General features: G+C 46.5%; 21 protein-coding genes. 9 read left to right on the top strand and 12 right to left on the bottom strand.

Going from position 1 to position 19,126, the window contains the following annotated elements:
* Positions 1 to 3: 3 nt before the first annotated feature.
* From GMA8713_RS20240 to GMA8713_RS20230, 3 genes are all read left to right on the top strand, one after another.
* Positions 4 to 948, top strand: a complete 945-nt coding sequence (locus GMA8713_RS20240) for a Gfo/Idh/MocA family oxidoreductase (RefSeq protein WP_062713666.1) — start codon at positions 4 to 6, stop codon at positions 946 to 948.
* Positions 949 to 988: 40 nt separating this feature from the next.
* Complete coding sequence (locus tag GMA8713_RS20235) at positions 989 to 1,999, top strand: aldo/keto reductase (RefSeq protein WP_062713664.1); 1,011 nt, start codon at positions 989 to 991, stop codon at positions 1,997 to 1,999.
* A 119-nt stretch (positions 2,000 to 2,118) separates the two neighbouring features.
* Positions 2,119 to 2,457 (top strand): hypothetical protein, encoded by a 339-nt coding sequence (locus tag GMA8713_RS20230; RefSeq protein ID WP_062713662.1) that lies wholly within the window; start codon positions 2,119 to 2,121, stop codon positions 2,455 to 2,457.
* Between the two features lie 64 nt (positions 2,458 to 2,521).
* On the opposite strand, the gene modF is transcribed toward GMA8713_RS20230, so the two are convergent.
* The 3 genes from modF to GMA8713_RS20215 form a co-directional block, all read right to left on the bottom strand.
* Entirely contained in the window at positions 2,522 to 3,973 is a 1,452-nt protein-coding gene (gene modF / locus GMA8713_RS20225; RefSeq protein WP_062713660.1) for a molybdate ABC transporter ATP-binding protein ModF, read from the bottom strand.
* A gap of 610 nt (positions 3,974 to 4,583) precedes the next feature.
* On the bottom strand, positions 4,584 to 4,862 hold the full coding sequence (locus tag GMA8713_RS20220) for a type II toxin-antitoxin system RelE/ParE family toxin (protein WP_062713658.1): 279 nt from the start codon (positions 4,860 to 4,862) through the stop codon (positions 4,584 to 4,586).
* Positions 4,859 to 5,143: a type II toxin-antitoxin system TacA family antitoxin gene (locus tag GMA8713_RS20215; RefSeq protein ID WP_062713656.1), complete on the bottom strand. Its 285-nt coding sequence runs from the start codon at positions 5,141 to 5,143 to the stop codon at positions 4,859 to 4,861. The genes GMA8713_RS20220 and GMA8713_RS20215 overlap by 4 nt, the downstream gene beginning before the upstream one ends.
* A 140-nt stretch (positions 5,144 to 5,283) precedes the next feature.
* Here GMA8713_RS20215 and GMA8713_RS20210 point away from each other — a divergent pair, with 140 nt between their 5' ends.
* The 3 genes from GMA8713_RS20210 (at position 5,284) to GMA8713_RS20200 (ending at position 6,463) form a co-directional block, all read left to right on the top strand.
* Entirely contained in the window at positions 5,284 to 5,517 is a 234-nt protein-coding gene (locus GMA8713_RS20210) for a hypothetical protein (RefSeq protein ID WP_157515705.1), read from the top strand.
* Positions 5,518 to 5,788: 271 nt separating this feature from the next.
* Positions 5,789 to 6,070: a TonB family protein gene (locus GMA8713_RS28620; protein ID WP_062713652.1), complete on the top strand. Its 282-nt coding sequence runs from the start codon at positions 5,789 to 5,791 to the stop codon at positions 6,068 to 6,070.
* Positions 6,071 to 6,295: 225 nt separating this feature from the next.
* Positions 6,296 to 6,463 (top strand): hypothetical protein, encoded by a 168-nt coding sequence (locus tag GMA8713_RS20200; RefSeq protein ID WP_232314509.1) that lies wholly within the window; start codon positions 6,296 to 6,298, stop codon positions 6,461 to 6,463.
* A gap of 207 nt (positions 6,464 to 6,670) precedes the next feature.
* Here the strand turns inward: GMA8713_RS20200 and GMA8713_RS28855 are convergent, their stop codons facing one another.
* The gene (locus GMA8713_RS28855) at positions 6,671 to 6,775 is read right to left on the bottom strand and encodes a hypothetical protein (RefSeq protein WP_479687081.1); all 105 of its coding nucleotides are present in this window, start codon (positions 6,773 to 6,775) and stop codon (positions 6,671 to 6,673) included.
* Positions 6,776 to 7,075: 300 nt separating this feature from the next.
* On the opposite strand from GMA8713_RS28855, the gene GMA8713_RS20195 reads away from it, so the two are divergent.
* Complete coding sequence (locus GMA8713_RS20195) at positions 7,076 to 7,453, top strand: VOC family protein (protein WP_062713647.1); 378 nt, start codon at positions 7,076 to 7,078, stop codon at positions 7,451 to 7,453.
* A gap of 154 nt (positions 7,454 to 7,607) precedes the next feature.
* Here the strand turns inward: GMA8713_RS20195 and GMA8713_RS20190 are convergent, their stop codons facing one another.
* From GMA8713_RS20190 to GMA8713_RS20170, 6 genes are all read right to left on the bottom strand, one after another.
* Positions 7,608 to 7,796 carry a hypothetical protein gene (locus GMA8713_RS20190; protein ID WP_157515703.1) on the bottom strand — a complete coding sequence of 63 codons (189 nt, stop codon included), beginning with the start codon at positions 7,794 to 7,796 and terminating at the stop codon, positions 7,608 to 7,610.
* A 46-nt stretch (positions 7,797 to 7,842) separates the two neighbouring features.
* Positions 7,843 to 9,696 (bottom strand): bifunctional sugar phosphate isomerase/epimerase/4-hydroxyphenylpyruvate dioxygenase family protein, encoded by a 1,854-nt coding sequence (locus GMA8713_RS20185; RefSeq protein ID WP_062713643.1) that lies wholly within the window; start codon positions 9,694 to 9,696, stop codon positions 7,843 to 7,845.
* 3 nt (positions 9,697 to 9,699) lie between these two features.
* A complete protein-coding gene (gene aroQ / locus GMA8713_RS20180) occupies positions 9,700 to 10,155 on the bottom strand; it encodes a type II 3-dehydroquinate dehydratase (RefSeq protein ID WP_062713641.1) in 456 nt (151 codons plus the stop codon).
* Between the two features lie 11 nt (positions 10,156 to 10,166).
* Positions 10,167 to 10,853 carry a Gfo/Idh/MocA family protein gene (locus GMA8713_RS28210; protein ID WP_232314508.1) on the bottom strand — a complete coding sequence of 229 codons (687 nt, stop codon included), beginning with the start codon at positions 10,851 to 10,853 and terminating at the stop codon, positions 10,167 to 10,169.
* 99 nt (positions 10,854 to 10,952) lie between these two features.
* Positions 10,953 to 11,231, bottom strand: coding sequence for a Gfo/Idh/MocA family protein (locus GMA8713_RS28205; RefSeq protein WP_232314507.1), 279 nt, complete (start codon positions 11,229 to 11,231; stop codon positions 10,953 to 10,955).
* A 41-nt stretch (positions 11,232 to 11,272) separates the two neighbouring features.
* Positions 11,273 to 11,923, bottom strand: coding sequence for a GntR family transcriptional regulator (locus tag GMA8713_RS20170; protein ID WP_084387793.1), 651 nt, complete (start codon positions 11,921 to 11,923; stop codon positions 11,273 to 11,275).
* A 703-nt stretch (positions 11,924 to 12,626) separates the two neighbouring features.
* Here GMA8713_RS20170 and GMA8713_RS20165 point away from each other — a divergent pair.
* Positions 12,627 to 13,130 carry a TRAP transporter small permease gene (locus GMA8713_RS20165; protein ID WP_046306845.1) on the top strand — a complete coding sequence of 168 codons (504 nt, stop codon included), beginning with the start codon at positions 12,627 to 12,629 and terminating at the stop codon, positions 13,128 to 13,130.
* Positions 13,127 to 14,419: a TRAP transporter large permease gene (locus tag GMA8713_RS20160; protein WP_062713639.1), complete on the top strand. Its 1,293-nt coding sequence runs from the start codon at positions 13,127 to 13,129 to the stop codon at positions 14,417 to 14,419. The genes GMA8713_RS20165 and GMA8713_RS20160 overlap by 4 nt, the downstream gene beginning before the upstream one ends.
* 236 nt (positions 14,420 to 14,655) lie before the next feature.
* On the opposite strand, the gene GMA8713_RS20155 is transcribed toward GMA8713_RS20160, so the two are convergent.
* Positions 14,656 to 17,580 (bottom strand): hybrid sensor histidine kinase/response regulator, encoded by a 2,925-nt coding sequence (locus GMA8713_RS20155; protein WP_062713637.1) that lies wholly within the window; start codon positions 17,578 to 17,580, stop codon positions 14,656 to 14,658.
* Positions 17,573 to 18,838 (bottom strand): acyl-homoserine-lactone synthase, encoded by a 1,266-nt coding sequence (locus GMA8713_RS20150; protein ID WP_062713635.1) that lies wholly within the window; start codon positions 18,836 to 18,838, stop codon positions 17,573 to 17,575. The genes GMA8713_RS20155 and GMA8713_RS20150 overlap by 8 nt, the downstream gene beginning before the upstream one ends.
* Between the last annotated feature and the right edge of the window lie 288 nt (positions 18,839 to 19,126).

Here is a 19,126-nt window from a genome sequence, read left to right as displayed (position 1 = left end):
ACAATGAAAATCATTATGGTGGGTGAAGGCGCTTTCGGTCATAAGCATCTGGATGCGCTAAAGAACATTGACGATGTGGAGGTCGTGTCGATTGCCGGTGGTGTAGAGGAAAGCACCAAGGCAACGGCCGAAAAATATGGGATCGCGCACTGGACATTGGACTTACAGGAAGCGCTGGCTCAACCGGGCGTTGAAGCGGCAATTATTACGTCGCCGACACCTATTCACGCCAGACAAGCCATCGAAGTAATGACAGCGGGCAAGCACGTCATGGTAGAAATCCCCATGGCGGATTCTCTGGCTGATGCTCAAGCCGTGTGCGATGTTCAAAAAGAAACCGGATTGGTTGCCATGGCAGGTCACACGCGCCGTTTCAATCCAAGCCACCAATATCTGAACAAGAAGTTCCGCGCGGGTGAACTGAGCATTCAGCAAATGGATGTGCAGACCTACTTCTTCCGTCGTAAAAACCTGAATGCTTTGGGTCAGCCACGTAGCTGGACGGATCATCTGCTCTGGCACCACGCTTGCCACACTGTTGACCTGTTTGCGTATCAAACCGGTGAAGAGATTGTGGATGTGATGGCCATGCAAGGACCAAAACACCCAGAGCTCGGTATCGCCATGGACATGAGTATCGGCATGAAAACCACGTCTGGCACGATTTGTACTCTGTCGCTGTCGTTTAACAATGATGGCCCATTGGGTACTTTCTTCCGCTACATCTGTGACAACGGCACTTACATCGCCCGTTATGACGATTTGGTAGACGGTAAAGAGAACCCGATTGATGTCAGCAAAGTGGATGTATCCATGAACGGTATCGAATTGCAGGATCGTGAGTTTATTGCTGCTATCCGTGAAGGCCGCGAGCCAAACGCCAGTGTGAATCAAGCTTTGATTGCCATGAAGATTCTGGATCGCATAGAAAAAGCACTGGGTGAGTAACTCACGCAAAGAATAAGAAAAAGCAGAAGGAATGACACCTATGGAAAAGCGATACATTGGCTCACTGGCGGTATCGCCGATTGGACTTGGTTGTATGAGCATGTCTCATGGCTATGGCCCAAGCGACGAACCGACCTCCATCCAGTTACTCAATGAAGCGCTCGACGCAGGTTATGACTTCCTCGACACCGCCACCATGTATGGCGGCGGTAAAAACGAAGAACTGATCGCTAAGGCAGTGAAACATCGTCGCAGTGAGTACGTTCTTGCCAGCAAATGCGCGCTTTTTAAGAAAGACGGAAAACCCACCATTGATGGCAGACCGGAAACCATTCGTTCTCAGTGTGAGTCCAGCCTAAAGCGATTGGAAACCGATGTTATCGACCTTTACTACCTGCACCGACTCGACCCGAAAGTGCCCATAGAAGAAAGTGTCGGCGCTTTGTCAGAACTGGTCAGGGAAGGGAAGATCCGTGAAATCGGGCTGTCTGAAGTATCAAGCGATACATTGCGACGCGCACATTCGATCCATCCTATTGCGGCCGTGCAGTCGGAATATTCGCTTTGGACGAGATTGCCTGAACTTAAAATGCTCGATGTTTGCGAAAAACTCGGCACCACTTTTGTGCCATTCTCGCCACTCGGTCGTCAATTCCTGACGGGGAGAGCCCAAGAAGCCTCGTTACTGACCGAGGGCGATATTCGTACCAACAATGCAAGACCTAGGTTTGATGCTGACGCCTTTGCTAAAAACAGCGAACTGCTTAAGCCAATGGCAGAGATAGCGAAAGAACTGAACTGTTCCTTGGCCCAGCTTGCGCTGGCGTGGGTGATACATCAACCCAATCGTCAGGGCAACAAAACGCTAGTTCCAATCCCAGGTACCAAACACATCGAATACATGCAGGAAAACATTGGTGCACTTAAAGTCGTCATTTCGCCTGATGTTGTTTCGTACCTTTCTAAGCTGATTCGCGAAGATCTTGTCATTGGCGAGCGTTATAGCGAAGGGCAGTTGAAAGTGATGGATTCGGAACGGGATCGGGACTAAGAAATGACAATCAATCCCAAGCTATCCCTTTGCCCAGAGGTAATCGTCATGCCACTCTGGGCTTTTTTGCGTCTGCTGGTCTAGGATAAATGTTAAATATAACAATAAGGACGATATCTATGGGAAGCGCAGCAACAGTGCCAGAAGAGATGAAATTGAACGTAATTTGCCGATTGGAACCCGGCTGTTTAGGGCCACAGGGCGCGAGCAAAATCGACGATTTCTGCCAATACATTCTGGATGAGATGAATGCCTTGAACACCGGATTTATCTCTCTTGCCGTGGTACCAAGAAACGACAAATCCTTACCGGAAATGCAGTTCAATATGTCAGGAAGAAAGCTAAACCGGGAACAGGCTGATAAGTACCTGCAAAAGTTCGACAAGAGCTTGGACGACTTTGAAGGCGAACTGGAAGGGAAGTTGGAAGTGCTGATTGATAAATTTATGGGCTATTAATGCAGGTAAACGGATAGACCCAAACACGCTGATTTAAAAGATAGGCCGCTGATGCGGCCTTTTTTTATCTACTTTCTAATTCGGCGCGGTAACACTGAGCGGTGTCATCATAAACAAAAGTCAGTGTGTTTTTGATGCTTTCCAGCTCATCATCCTGATAGTGCGAAACGTACAGAAGCTGGCTCAGGTTTTCCCGTGCTATTAACTCCAAGGTATTCTTCATCAGGCGTCGTCCTAAATAGTCCAAGCCTTGATAGGGTTCATCCAGAATCAACAAAGTAGGTTGCTTCACAATTGCGCGAGCAATCAGCAACAGGCGTTGTTGTCCGTATTCCAACTTACGAAAAGTCGTTTTGGCATATTGGCTCATGTGCAGAATGTCGAGCCATTCACGGGCGATAGCACGCTCCTGAATGCTTGGTTGGGAATATAAGCCAATAGAGTCATAGAAGCCGGAAAGAATGACATCCAACGCTGAGCAGCTAACCCGATATTGTAGGTGCAGGGCAGAAGAAACCATGCCGATATGCTTTTTAATCTCCCACACCGTTTCGCCTGACCCACGCTTTTTGCCAAAGATGTGGATGTCGTTACTGTAGCATTGTGGATGATCACCAAAGATTATACCCAGAATGGTGCTTTTCCCGCAGCCATTTGGGCCTTTAACTTGCCAATGCTCGCCTTTATCAATGCGCCAGTTTACGCCAGTGAAAATAGTTTTCTCTGTGTATTCAACTTTGCCATCTCTCAATTCGAAAATCGGGTTTTCAAATTGTGTAGCGTGCTGATAACGACGGATAAGCGTCATCATCTCTTCACTTTGTTGTTTAGACTGTGCGGCGATTTGCTGAATGATGGGGTGATTGTCCCATCCAGCTTTGTCTATCAGTTCAACCAACTTTCCACGCTCAAACATGGCGACATGGTCAACCCAATCAGGAAGGTCTTCTTCCCGCGCAAATATCACCATCATCTGAATAGAGTTCGAGAGCTTTTCCAGATAGTCAGCAATTGATTGACGGTGGGCAATGTCCAAGCCGGCAAAAGGGTTGTCTAGTACCACAAAGTCAGGTTTTTCTGCCAATGCGCGAGCCAACATCACACGGCGGGTTTCGCCAGTGGATAGCACGCGAAAGCCACTCTGTTTGAGATGAGCGAGATCGAGATCTTCAATCAATTGATGGGTCAATGCAGCGTCTTCACATTGTTCGAAAATCAGGTCATAGACGCTGGTGCCGTTATCTATTCGGTCAAGAAAGTCGGTGTCATCTTTGGCGCGCTCTTCCTCTAGCAGTTTTTGCTGTTCGACTAGCGAAACCTGCGCAATCTTTCCATCGCCGATTTCCAACTCGCCAACGAATTCGATGGTTCCGCACAACAGGCCACCTAGAAGAGAGCCAATGTCGCCTTCCGTGCTGAAAACTGCCCAGGACTCGTTATTGGTGATCATCCAGCTTTCAACGTCCAGTTTTGAAGTTGCACCCTCAGCTGTGAGGTACTTGAAGTTGATATCCATATCGTTTTGTTTTTGGTTGTTTTGTCAGCCCCTAGGGAAGTTACATCAATTTTAGAAATTACTGTAAGTATTTAATATATTGAATTTAAAAATTAGTTCTTCGCGTTTCCTCTAAATGGGGCACGAGCTGAATTTCTTATTCAACTTTTCAACCTGATTTTGGGAAGCGTAGGGCATGAACTTGCCGCAGATTTCCAGCACCATCTTTGCGCTGACACTTCGAGCCCAAGGGCGATGTCTGTAGCTGTAGTGTTGGATTGTTGTGATGGGGATATCCCAACCAGCGGTGACAAGCGCGGCGATGGCTTTATCTTATAGCCGGAAGGCAGAAAGTCGCGCCAGTGCAACGTCTAAGCTGCATGTCTCGCAGTAGGCTTTAAAGGTTATGTAAGAAACCGCGCTCGCTTATTGGCAGCGTGTAAAAGTCGTCATGGAAAGCTACACAATATCCTGTGTTGTTGGCTGGGAATTTAAAGATAAATGTGAGAATAAACTGGCTATATGCAAGTCCGCTATCGAAAAGATGGCTTAACAAAGTGCTGCTAGGGACAAACTTACGCTGCGCTGCGGTTTGCCCAAGAGCACGGCGTTAATTCCCCAGAGGAAGCAATCAATCTGTAGGGAATTTTTGTTTCTGGTGGAGTACACGCATAACTCGGATGATATCGCCCTCGACCCAGTAAGAGACAATCATCGAAATCTCAGGAATAATGAGCAATCGTCCGCCGATGTCATCTCGTTGTACACCCATTAAAGGTTGTTCAAGCAAGTTTTCTACTTTTGCTTCAATGAGGTTGTCAGTTTTTTCTGCCACATCAGGGTTGAAGTCATAGAGAAACTCGAAGATCTTTTCACGATCATTAAGTGACTCTTCTTCCCATAAAATCATTGCTTACCTCGATTACGGATTCTGGCTTTGTGCTCTTCCATTCGAGACTTAGCAGTTTGGTGCTCAACGAAAACGGATTTTCCTGAGTCAAACTTCTCAAATGCTAGGTTTACTTGTTCAGTTAGCCATGCATCGTGAGATAATGTTTTTCTTTGTTGTTCAGCGAGCTGCTCAGTAAGTTCACGGCAAGCATCACTTAGAGTTCGACCTTGGCTTTCAGCCATTTGTTGAGCTAGGCGTTTTGTTTCTTCATCAACACGAAATTGAATTCTGGTGTCCATGATGTATTCCTTTGTTGGCGTGTGTACAAATGTTAGCACTAGGCTTTGAGATGGGCAATTAACAAAGGCCATCAAACATCGCCCCCTGCGGGGGCTGGACTCGCAAAACACGCTCGCCGTTTATGGCAAGCGTTAGGCTAATGAAAAACATGAACATTGAAATCATCATCTCCCTTTATCAAGAAGGCTATCTAACTGATAAAGAGGTTATCGATTGGGCAGATGACAAGATTCTGAAAGAACAAGAGCCATTCGAATATTTCTGTATGCTTTCTCTCGAAGGCCCCAAGTACTGCTCATCATTGCCAGCCACTGACTTTCCAAGCGCAAAACAGCTCACTTATTCAGAACGTTTTGCTCTTAGAGCGACATAGTTAAACCTAGAGTCAGAAGAAGATTGTGAGCATTTTAGAGATTGGCTAGCCTCTGCAAGTCTGGGAGAGAACCTAGCCCTTCCAGAAGTTATGTTCGGTTATCATATTGACGAAGACTTTTATTGTACTGATAACTGCTCTGGAGGGTTAAAGTATTTCAATGAACAAATGCCAAAACTAATTCGTACAACCAAGCATTTAGCTGAGGCTTTATGGTCAGCAATCGCCTAATGCGACGTTAGCATTATTTGGCAGAACGGAGAGCAGGGATATGATACGGAGCTGTTTTCTGGTTCTAGTGTTACTTTTTGTTGGTTGTCAGAGCAATTCAGCTTCTTCACAGCAACACTACGTTTTACTGACATTCGATATCGATGAAAGTGGATCGCCAGAGAATACTCAAGTCATTGAATCTATTTCATATTTAAGGCATGACACTTTTGCAATTGAAGCATTGCGTAAATGGAAATATTCGCCTTATATAGTCAACGGGCTTCCATCAAAAAGGCTAGACCAGCGCGTTAAGTTAGAATTTGATACTGTGCAAAAGTAAAGCTAACAATCAAATCAACGAAGGATATTTACTCGTGGCACGTTTTTAATAGAAACGCTGTAGTTTAGGCGTTTCAGTCAATTTGGGGTAGTAAGAGCCCGTTATTTAAACATTGTAGGCTTGGAGGCTTTTTGGAACTGATTTATTGGTACGCTTTTTTTCACGGTAGTGATTTGTCTCAATATCATTGTTTCGTTTTCCATATCAAAGCGCGATGACCTGGATATGATGCAGAAGTCACTTCAAATTTTAATCGTTTGGCTTTTACCTTTAATTGCCTCCATAGGGTTTTGGCTTTTTCATAAAAGCCAAGATGATGACAACAAACCAGGCGGAGGTAAGTTTGGTGGTGGTTCTAATGACAGCATTGGCGTCTCAAGTTCAGGTGATTAAATCACATCACAAATAAGAGCCCTTCTCCGGTCAATAGGCATAGCCTTATTTTGGCTGCGTTAGCAGCCAATGCTCTCGAACAACAAAGCCGTCTACTTCGATTACCTCTATCTGAAGTTATCCGAAGCTGACGCTTTCGAGCACCGACTCTAGCGCACTTTTGTCCATTTCCAATCTACAGCGCCTCCTCAGAGGGCTCCTTCAAAGTTAAGTCGCACTATCCATCAGCGCCGCCATCGCATCATCATAACCCGCCCACTTGTTCACGCCAGCTGCTGCCAGAACGTGCAATGTCGCATCCCGCGCTTGCATGGGCATCAATGAGGCAGTTTACGAAGGGGTGTGCGGGGGTACACAGAGCAACATACCTATCACAACCCATTGAAATAATTGCAAACTACTTATGTGACTAGAGTTTTTGCTAAGAAGATTAGTTCAAGCTTGTAAATAGGAATCAGTACATGCTTTTTTTGTGGAACTTGTTGATATAGCGTTAAACCTCAGGCTATCTCGCAGTTTAGGCTCTGAAAAAGGGCAGTTTGCTCAACAAGACCAGGAAAGGGTTTAATCTGAGGTGTCTACTAACGAAAGTTTATTTAAAGGCGGGAAATCATGAATTTAAATCAAGTGACATTAGCGGTACATGACATGGAATCATCGGTTGCATTCTATAAAAAGCTCGGGCTTATTCAGATTGTTAGTGATGAGCACTACGCACGCTTTTCCTTTCCGGAAGGCGAGGCAAGCTTCTCTATCTTCCTCGACCCCGGGAAAGATGGGGTCATCAGTCGCGGCGTGATTTATTTTGAACATGAAGCGCTCGAGGAGCTTGTCGAGCGGTTAAAAAGTGAGGGTATTGAATTCGATCAAGAACCTGCGATGAAGCCATATCTTTGGAAAGAGGCAGCACTGCGAGACCCATCAGGCAACGAAATTAAGCTGTATTGGGCCGGAGAGAATCGACTCAACCCGCCTTGGAAAATTGGATAGAGAAATGTTCGTGCTCCACTTTTAGAGACGTTTAAATCTCTTAGGTTTAAACGTTAATTCAATGGTGTAGGTTGCTTGGTGTCTGATATGTTATAACATATCAATCATATTTATATTCCAGCGGAGAGCGCGCGGAAGGTTCACTATGACTAACTTAGATGCACTGATAGAGAAGGTTACGCAGAAATGTAAAGCGAAGTGAAAGTAGCTCACAGCGAAACGTCGATTGGTTTTGCATTCTGAAAAAGCGCTCGTCGATCCCACTGCCATTATCTGCGGCAAAGTCATCATCGAAGATAAGCTGATGGCTTGCTTGCATTGACCATCGGAAAAAAGCCGTCATAGACGGCTTGTTTAAACTCATATTTGCTGGACTGTCGGTGATTAACTCAACTCATTAACTCCCTTGCCTGCATCGTTAACCTCATCTGGCTGTTTGCAGCGCCAAATCCTTGATATCCATTTCTTTGAACGATTTCGAAACAGAACCTGCCTGCAAACATAGAGGTGTAGAGCTGGTAGAAGCTGCCATTCTCATCTTCATCGTAAAGAATGTTATAGCGTTTTAGCTTTTCAATCACTTCATCAGAAAGGGTAAACCGGGCAGCCAAGTCATCATAATAATTGGCGGTGACGGGCATCGTCTCAGTCTGCTGTTTGACCATGAATTCGGCGGTGGCAAAAATATCCTTGGTTGAAAGAGCGATATGATTGACGCCGGTACCCGCGTATTGATCCAGAATTCGACTAGATACGGTGCGTGAAGCTTGGGTACTGTTAAGCGTGAAACTTACCCCTTTATCTGGCGTTTGCAGGGCCTGACTTTTCACCAAGCCACCAGGGTCTGAAACGCTGACGGTCGGCATGGTTTTCATGCTGAACATTGCACGATAGAGCAGCACCGAGTGAAGCATTTCTTCATAACTCATGGTGGTGGCTACGTGGTCAACTTTGTTGAGGAAAGCGTGTTGAGTGGCGTCTTCATGCCATTTGAATTCGCGCTCCCAATGAGGAGGCTGGTCGGCGTCATCCACCATGTAAAGGAGACTTTGCCCCGGGCCATAGATGGCAGGAATGCCATGCGTGTCGTTTTCTGGGTTTCCGTAAACCGGTGAGAACTCAAGCTTCTTGGCTCTCTCCACCATATCGCCCACATTGGTACAGGTTAAACCCACAGCACAAACGGAGACGCCATGCTGCTGGTGGAAGTTTTGGGCGAAGCTATCTGGCTCCATATTCATCACCAGATGAATGTTCCCTTGTTTCCACAACTCCACGCCTTTACGTTTGTGGGTGGCAGCGTGACAAAAGCCAAGCTGAGACAGCAGCTTGGTCAGGGCGAGCTTTTCATTGTCGCTGACGGCGAATTCAATAAACTGCACTTCGCTGGGCGGGTTGACACTTGGAATTTCAAGCGCTTCTGTATCAGCAGACTTTTCTGCCGCGCGGTTGGCATAAACCAGTGAACGGTAGCCGTCTCGGGCGGTTTTTTCCGTCGAGCCTGCGCGGAATTGATCGTTGAAAATCTCGAGAGAGAAAGGGCCGTCGTAACCCGTCGCGTGAAGGTTAGACACAAACTGACCAATGGGAAGATCGCCCTGCCCAGGGAAGCAGCGATAGTGTCGGCTCCAACTGAGATGATCCATCGAAAGGCTGGGGGCATCCGCAACCTGCACGAGGAAAATTCTGTCGCCGGGAATGTTGAGCATGGTATCCAGCTCGGTCTGGCGAGAAAAAATATGGAAAGTGTCGAGACATAGCCCGACATTTTTGTGATTGGCGCGACGCACAATCTCCCATGAATCGCGATAATCATAAACGTATTTACCCCATCCCAACGCTTCGTATGCGACGCGCATATTGCGCTTTGCCGCACGCTCGCCAAGTTCATGGAAATCATCTGCTGCCCGTTGAATGCCGCCCAAAGCTTGAGGCGACACACTGCTGCAGACCATCAACAAATCGGTGCCGAGTTCTTCCATCAGATCAAATTTCCGCTCTGCGCGGTCAAAGGCTTTCTGACGGTAAGGTGCGGGTAAGCCTTCGAAGTCCCGAAAAGGCTGATAGGTGACAACCTCAAGACCATGATCATCCAGCATACTTCGGATTTCATGAACTGAACCGTTATGGGTGATAAGATCATTTTCGAAGATTTCGATGCCCCGAAAGCCTGCTTTTGAGATGGCTTCGATTTTTTGTCTTAGCGTGCCGGAAAGGCAGACCGTTGCGATGGAGTAAATCATACGTTATTTGCTCCCCATTTTGGTGACCAGCCCATTGATAGCTAGGGCGTAGCCTTCAATCCCAAAGCCAACGATCACGCCTTCTGCAACGGGTGAAAGATAGGAATGGTGACGGAAGGATTCCCGCGCGTGCACATTGGAAATGTGCAACTCTATCACGGGGACTTCAGCAGCCTTGATAGCATCGTAGAGAGCAATTGATGTGTGCGTGTAAGCGCCTGCGTTGAAGACGACACCAATCATTTTGCCTTCTTTAACAGCGCGTCCGGCTTTATGAAGTGCTTCAATCAGCTCGCCTTCATGATTGCTTTGGAAGCACTCAACCACAACACCGAGTAGTTCTCCTGTATCACGACAAAGCTGTTCAACATCTGCCAGGGTGCTATGGCCATATAGCCCCGGTTCACGTTGACCAAGCATGTTCAGGTTTGGACCGTTCATGACCAAAATGGATTTCATTTCGTGCCCTCCTAAGCGATATCGTCGATATAAATGGTGCGGCCCGTTTTCACCGCTTCTACTACCGCTTCGGTTACACGCAGGTTTTGAAGGCCATCACGTACCGTCACCAACGGTTTTTCTTCTTTGCGTATCACGCGACAGAAGTGATTGAGCTGCTCAACCAAGGGGTCTTTGCGGTGAAGAGAGACGTCTTCACATTCGAACGGTTTCCACCACGAGCGGTCTTCTTCACTCTTGTAGTATTTGAGGCGCATGGTAGGTACTGAAATCGAGCCATTTGTCCCTGCGATGTGGTAGCAATCTTCATCGGGGTAGCTTGCGTAGGCTTTGTTTTCCTGAGACGTTTGCTCCCAACTGCAACCTGAGCCAGCAGTGTCAGAAAGTAGGAAAGTGCCTAACGCGCCATTGGCAAAACTCAGGCTGATGGCAACGGTATCTTCTACCTCAAATTTACGTCGACGGTTAGAAGCCATGGATTGTATGGCAACGATTTCACCGCACAGATAACGCAAGTTACCGATGTCATGAATGAGGTTAATCAGAATTGGCCCACCACCTTCTTTGGTTCGCCATGGTGCAGCAACAAAGTAATCGTCAGGTTTGTAGAACATAGCGCTACCATGGGCGGCAACGACTTGGCCAATAGCCCCCGTTTCAATGATTTCACGGGTGCGTTTGATGATTGGGCTGTGCATGCGGTGGTGACCAACCAGCAAGGTATCCCAGATCCCGGGCTCTTTGGTGGCAATTTCCAGTAATGAGGTGCCTTCTGCGACGGTTTGGTATTTTTTTTTTCAAGCAGAAGACGGCATACGAGATTCGATACAGAGCTTGGCTTGCTGAACGTGCAGATTATTTGGGGTGGCGAGAATGACACCATCTGCTAGCCCTGAATCCAGTAATTCAACCAGTGTTTCGAAATGTGGGACGCCATATTCTCTTGCAAGAGTGATGCTTGCTTCAAAAGGATCAACAATAGCGGCCAGCGCGCACGCTTTGCTCTCCGAGACGAGTCGAATATGGTTTTTGCCGATCAGTCCTGCGCCGACCACGGCAATTCTAGGCTTCTCCATCTAATCCTTACTTCCTTGTTATGGTTATAGTTTGCAGATTTTCACTGCCGTTTTTGGGTACTATTTTCACTCATCCGCATTAGGAAGCCGCCAAGGTGGGCTTCAAGCGCGTTTACACATGCTGGAAGATCACGGTTTAGTGCCGCTTCCAGCACACTTTGGTGCTCATCGACCACGTACTTTCCACGAAAGCCTTCTGTCCGTAGCTCCATCACGACAAATTGACGGAATTGGTCGTAGACCTGACGGTGGTAATGCATATGCAGATCTGACCGACACGCCCCAATCAACGCTGCGTGAAACTCGTAGTCACAGCGATGCCACATCATGAAATATTGATCGATGTTCTCACGCATTTTGCTTTCGACGTGTTCGAGTTTGTGGTGCGCAGCGACTAGGTTGCTTTCCCATTCCATATCGCCGTTTGCAAAAGAAGCACGGGCACCGTCAGTTTCTAAGAGAATACGAAGTCGGGTGAGCTCTTCCATCTTCTGGATCGAAAAACTCGCGACATGAAAGCCTTTTTGGCCCTCTGCAATCACTAATCCTTCTGATGAGAGTCTTGTTAGGCTCTCGCGCAAAAGATTCACACCACTGCCATAGCGTTCTTTCAGCGATTCCATTCTGAGCCGGCTGCCCGGTTCAAACTCACCTTTCAACAAATCCGTGCGAAGTGTTTCGTAAAGCGTCATTTATCCGTGCCTCAAAGAAACTGAGCTTAAAGATAGAAAACCACGTCGTGGCCATCACGATACCTTTTCAGTTTCACCCCTAAATTTCTCTGTATCTGTCTCTTTTGTGTGAATCGGCTATAAATATAAAAACATCCCCTAATTTAAAAAATAGGTGATGTTTTAACAAATGAGACATAATTGGGTAACAAATCCACGATCACTTCGTCTAGGCTAGTTACAGGTCAATAAGGACGATTGCTCTCGGGCTTCGTCTTATACCCAAACAACCTGAAGATGCTCGCATTCAGAGGTCATCAATGCGTTCAATTCGAGGCAAGTTTCGCGAGGAATAGTCGTTCTATTTCTGTGAAATTTAACGAAGAAGTGGGCGCATTGAGGGCCTCCCTTCGGGCGAGTTGACTGTCGTCGTGCTCTTTGTTGCCCCTTTTTGATGGAGGTGACTACACCTACAAAAGAACGCCGCGATCACAACACCAGTCAAGCTCGCTGAATCCTCCATCCTCAGGTCGTTTGGGTATACAACAAAGGGGCAGTAAGTCTCTGACAATAAGGAGTGAAGTATGGAAGGACTCTGGGACAGGGAATGCTGTCGCCATGGATTAGGAAGAGGACTCGCCCGGAATAAAAGGGTGATTTCTGAACAAAGCTTGCAACGCTTTTGTTTGATTGCCGAGATGCACAACAATTAGGGAGTCACGTTGTGAAAACGATTCTGCACTGGTTACAGCGAATAGCAGATGGCGTTGCAGTCACCATGTTGGCGGTAATGTTCCTTCTCTTTTGTGCGCAAATCTTTTCCCGCTATGTCTTGAATGATCCGATAGGCTGGTCGTCAGAAGTACTTCTGACGCTTTGGTTATGGGTGATCTTCTGGGCGGGCGCGTTCTGTCTGCGTCATAAAGACCACATTCGCTTTGATCTTCTCTTTTTAAGTGTGCCTGGGAAGGTGCAACGTATTTTTCTGATCTTGTCAGCACTGGGCATCATCATCGGTTTCGGGATGAGTTTTTTGCCGACGTGGGACTACATCACGTTCTACAAAATCAAGAAAAGCGCGATTTTGAAATGGCGCCTCGATTATGTATTCAGTATTTACGGGATTTTCCTTGGCGCGATTATTCTCCGCTACGGTCTTGCATTGATTCAGTTCCTGAATCCGAACTACAAAGTGCAAGAAGACAAGGATGAGCAGGTGGAAGAATGAGTTTAGCTTTAACACTATGCCTGGTGACAGTACTGTTACTGGCGGCTTTCGGTACGCCGGTATCTTTCTCCATGATTATTGGTGCCATTGTTTATTTGGCAGTCAGTGGTCAGGACTTGGCGCTGGCAGGCGAACAAATTATACAGGGGTTCTATAACAGCTTCATTCTGTTAGCCGTACCTCTTTTCATTGCTGCTGCGAACATTATGAACGCAGGCAGTATCACAGATAGACTGCTTCAGTTTTGTGTTGCTATGGTCGGCCATTTCCGTGGTGGCTTAGGGCACGTTAACATCGTTTCTAGTCTGATCTTTTCGGGTATGTCGGGCTCAGCTGTGGCAGACGCCGCAGGTGTGGGTCGGGTTATCATTAATATGATGACTAAAGATGGCCGTTATCCGCCATCCTACGCGGCAGCGATTACTGCCGCATCGGCAACGATTGGTCCGATCATTCCGCCTTCGATACCCATGGTCATTTACGCTTTGGTGTCGGATACCTCAGTTGGTTACCTCTTTATCGCGGGTTTGGTACCGGGTCTTCTGATGGGTGTGGTACTGATGGGGTTGAATGCCTACATGGCCACCAAGATGGATATCCCGAAAGAACCACGTACTCCTATGAAGGATATTCCGAGCATTACCTTCCGCGCATTGCCAACACTGATGATGCCTGCGATTCTACTGTTCGGTATCTACGGCGGTATTACTACGCCGACTGAAGCGGCAGCAGTGGCAGCGGCTTATGCGTTGATTCTGGCAGTCGCGTACCGTTCAATCAGCTTCAAGCAACTTTACATGGCGCTGAAAGAAAGTGCGTACTCTTCGGCTTCTGTCGGTTTGGTTATCGGTTCTGCACTGATCTTCAACTACATCGTGGCGACGGAAAACGTGCCGACCGCGATTGCAGAAATGATTACAGCGGCAGACTTGTCACCGCTGCAGTTCTTGCTGATTGTTAACCTGATTTATCTCGGATTAGGCTTCCTGCTGGATGCGACGACTGTGATTCTGGTTATCGTGCCATTGTTTGTGCCAGCCTGTCGCGAGTTAGGTATCGATCTTGTTCACTTTGGTGTGGTGACCATTGTAAACCTGATGATTGGCTTGATTACACCACCTTACGGAGTCTTGCTGTTCGTGATAAACGGCACCACCAAAATCCCATTGGCTGGCATAATTAAGCAAGTGATTCCGTTCATTTTCGTCCTGCTGGCAGCACTTTTGGTCATGATCCTGTTCCCGGACTTGATTCTAAGCATGCCAAGGTTGATGGGATATCAAGGATAGCGGAACAGCTAGGGTCTGTTGACCTTTGGTGATGATTTTTGCAGCAGTTTGTGGGGATTTTATGCAAGGCAGAGGCTTCGATGTGTAGCTCGCCTACATGAGACGCTGATAACGCAGCAGAAATTCCCCACAAACGCTGCCCGAAGGGTTCTGCTCTAAGCGTTTTATGCTTTGTTGACCTTATCTAAAATAAAGAAAAGGCCGTTAAGGCCTTTTCTTTTGTAATTTAACCGACTTCAATGCCTGATATCTGGCTCGTTTTGGGTCTTTTTCTTGGATTCAAAGCTATCAACTAACCACTTAGTTAACGTCTTGAGAAGCTGTTGTTTGGTGATGGGTTTTACCAAGTGGTCCTGCATAATTTCACGGATTGCCAGGGTGACTTCTTCGCTGTATTCCCCTGAAAGGGCGACAACTGGAATGGGACCAACCAAGCGACGGATCTCATGAGTGGTCTCGATACCGTCTCTACCTGGCATATGGATATCCATCAGGATTAAATCGAAGTTATCCTTCTTCACTTTTTGAATGGCTTCATCGCCTGACGATGCTTCATCAACCGTAATGCCTTCACTGGTAAGATAGGCTTTAACCAGCATGCGATTGACCTGCATATCATCCACAACCAATACTCGTTTACCAATCAAGCTGCCAAGCTTCGCCAGTTTGCCTTCATCAATAAGGTTGTCGAATGAACGAAGGAAGCCGAGTTTGTCGAAGATACCTTCTATCTCACCCTGAACCAAATGCTCAGAGAATTTGGCTGGCTCGCTGCCATTGGTGAGAAACATTAGGATAGGAGTCACTTGTGCATGATGACCCAGATCACCGGCCCGCAGTGCTTTAACCAGTCCAATGTCTTTCTCCAGCATGGATTGTTCCAGCACGATGAAATCGACAGGCTGGTTCAGCTCGTGGGTAAATCCGGTTTCAACGTCGTTGGTAAAGCAGACCTTGATATCCAGTGCTCCAAACTCTTTGGAAAGCCAACTACCGGTTTCTGTTTGGGCGACGACTAGACACGATTTTCCCGCGACGTATTGTTTGATGCGGCCTTGGGTTTCCTCATCCTGTTCTTGCTGATCGACAGCAGGAAAGGTGAGAACAAATTCGGTAAACTCGCCTTCTACGGAACTGCAATGAATCTTTCCGCCAAATGACTCCATGACACGTTTGCAATAAGACAGACCGAGGCCATTACCTTGCTTTTTCCCACTGGTATAGAACTCATCAAAGATATAGGAGAGCATCTCGGCTGAAATGCCAGGACCCGTATCAACCATATGTACTGCATTCCCATCAGGGGATTGTGTAAAGTGGATTCTGACACGACTTTCCGGGTGAGAATCGAAGTAATACACTGCATTCTTTAGCAGGTTCAGTAACACGAAACTGTAGAGCGTATCGCTACCATGGAAGAAGAAATCATCTTTTAGATTCAGGTCGATACGGTGCCTGTGGTCTTCACTGTAGAAGCTGAAATCTTTAAGTGCTTGTGCCGTCAACTCGCCCACTGAATAGTAAGAGAACAGGCTGGTACTGATACCATCCCCACGAAGCTCATCCAGAATAGCATCAATAAAGCGGGTACCGAGTTGTACCGCTTTTTTACCTTCCGAGAGCTCCTGATAAAGCTTCTTCATATCCTGAGAAGCAAAGGGGGCGAGTGAACCATTTTCCACGCCGAACATATCGGCATCTATACGTTCGAAGTGATATTTGATTTTGGTCAGCGGGTTACGAATCTCATGGGCAATAGAGCCTGCAAGTACCTGCGATTTACGCACTTTGTCTTCGGTGACAATGAATCGATTCGCTTCATCAAATAACCGCTGTAGGCCCATGATTTCTTCGCTGGAGAAGAGGTCACTCTCTTTCTCTTTTGAAACCATATAAAGATGGGTAACTTCGTTCTTTTCGTTCGTAATCGGAAGTACTAATGAAGTCCCAGCGTTGACCATGGCGCGAGTAACATCCCGCAACTCTTCCTGAACTTTCGGTTCTTCGTGCTTGATTTCGTACTCCAGTTCTTCTTTGACCAATACAGAGCGGTCTCCGTGAAAGCAGGAAAGAAAGACGTTGTTTTCGGCGTTGTTGCTGACTTTTTGAATACGGCCGAACTTAGCATTCAGGACCTTATTTAACTGCACTACAGCCTGATCCGTTGAGTAACGAAACTCCCCAATCAGATTGCAGATGTTCTCAACCGGGTTACCTTTTTCCTTATAGAAAAAGCGGTTCACGTGTTGGCGGATATACTTGTGTGAGCGGCTCCAGAACATCCCAGCCAATACAGTCCAAACCACAAACAATATGCTTTCCATCTGGAGATGTTGCATTGTCAAAAAGGATATCGGCACGATATAGAGTGCGGCATTGAGTATGAAACTCAGCGAGGTCATGGCGATATAGCGACTGCTGTAAAAGCGGTTATGGAGAAGGGCATAGCCAACCAACAAAGCTTCGATAATGGAGAGTGCGGGTGGTACCCACGCAATCGAAAAGTCATTGAACAATACTGGGATCAGGAAATGAGCCATAAACGTGGAGACAATAAATGCCACCATGCCCAACACCATGTATTTCGCCTTGATCTGTTGAAGCTTGATTTTACTTCGGCTGGAGAGCACAAAGTTGGTCAATGTCATGATGATCAGTAAGATGAGTGTGCCAAAGAACACGCCGCTGGCGGGGCCAAATCGGATGACAAAGTTGCCAATATCGTAAACATCGACAGAGACGACATTTAAACCGGGCACCAGGTTGGTGACCAATGTGATGAGACAGGTCGCCTGGAAGAATAGCCAATGCCATCGCTTGATCTGGAAGCCTTCCCGTTCGGAAACCAAGCGACAAGAGAAGAGATACGCAAAGGCGAATGCCAAACCCGAGAACACGTTTGCGGCCAACGCCATGATAGTCGCACAATGATCGCTAAAATAGACGAGCAAGCCAGACTGGAAGTAGGCATTCGACAAAATCCATGCCGAGATGAACATGGTGTACAGCGTATATGGACGATACAAAGGTCGGGTTATCCCCGACCTGTTTTTTGCTAAGGCATGTGCGAAATTGGTTGCCCAAACCGCAACAATACCAGCGATCGCGACCAAGAAAATCGCTAGGTAGCTATTAGAAATTGCCTGTATAAATTCATGCATTGGCCGAGGCTCTCGCGAGTTTTCGCATTGAAACAATTCTCTTGTTGTAATCTCTGAAGCTGTTTTCTTCGAAAGCCTGACTCATTGGCCCGGTGAAAACGATTCCCTGATAAGTGGTAAGTGCTGTGCCTGCTACTTGTTGCTTGCAAATGGAAACGTAGGGAAGAATGTTATTGCTGTCATTGTTCACAGATTGATAGAACCCAAGGATAGAAGGTTGTTCTACGATAGTGTAAGCGACTTCAAGTCCAATATCGGCGAGTTTCATTGTTAGATACTTGAGTGTCAGGTAAAGGACATGGTTTAACTTTTCACGTGGACCACTGATTGCCATCCTGATGATTTCACAGACAGCTTGCTTTTGTGTAACAGTGCGCAAAAGAGAATAATCAAATTTCTCAACAGATTTAGTATTTATTTTATTTTTCAGACGGTTAGAAAAAACTCCGGATTTTTCTAATGTATGGATTTTCTCATTTGATAACGTCAGAGTCCAATTATCTGTTTGGAAGAATGGGTCAAAAGTCAGCCAGTTATCATGTTGATCGTATCGTTGGATAAGGGCAGAAGACAGCAACAATGGCGTATTACCACCCACGTCTTGGTAAAGGATAAAGTGTTCACCTGAAGCGGAGATATCCAAGTAATAAAGCATTTCGTACCAATGTTGTTGCTTGACGAAGGTTTCAAGATTAATGAGCACATTGGCAAGGGAAAGTGTCATTGGGTAAGGCGAGTGACTGGTCAGGAAGAGGCGCTCATCATTTCTAATGTCCTCTACAACTTCATAACGATACATTTCGCTCACATTCTCCATTTCTGCAGGCACTTGCCGCTCTTCATGGTGAGCCTGAAGATTAACTCTTGCCTGCTCACTGATCTGAAACGCCTTGAATTCTGCCCAACACATTAAAATATCCCCATAAAACGCCATTGCAATACGCTCGATATAGAGAAAAAGCGAGGGATGATCTTTAAACGGGCGGATGCCAATAATAGACTCAGCGAGTGGAGAGGTGAGCGTGGTATAAAGGTTACCTCTAGGCGCGTCAGGATCCTGTGCTTGGTGAATTTCATTAACGCGGTAAGATACAATTTTTTCGAATAAGTCAAAGTAGTGATTTTCATACATATACTCGTTCACGTATCGCATGAAAGCGCGCTTATTGTTTTCTGTTGGTTGTGCTGCACTCAGCGAAGTGATCTTTTGCTGCAGAGTGATTTGTGTGTAAGAAGGGGTGATATTGATGTCGTACATACTTAATTCCTCGACGTGATTCAATAAAGTCCAGTTAAGTGTACGATCACTTTGATACAGCTAGAGAGGACAATCGCAAATGTCCATTTATTGGAACAGTTACTTAGATTTGTATAAAAGATGGCGATTGCTTGTTCATAAGTATCTAACGTGAGTCATATAGAAGTGGCCCCCAATTTTCGGACATGACTTTAAGTGATTGATCTGTTTTGATAGTCCCCAGAAAGACTGGAGCAGATGATGACAAGAAAACGTAGAAACCACTCACCCGAATTTAAAGCGAAGGTG

It is taken from the genome of Grimontia marina (assembly GCF_900060185.1).
Taxonomy (GTDB): Bacteria; Pseudomonadota; Gammaproteobacteria; order Enterobacterales; family Vibrionaceae; genus Enterovibrio; species Enterovibrio marinus.
This window is presented reverse-complemented; position numbering and strand designations above follow the sequence as displayed.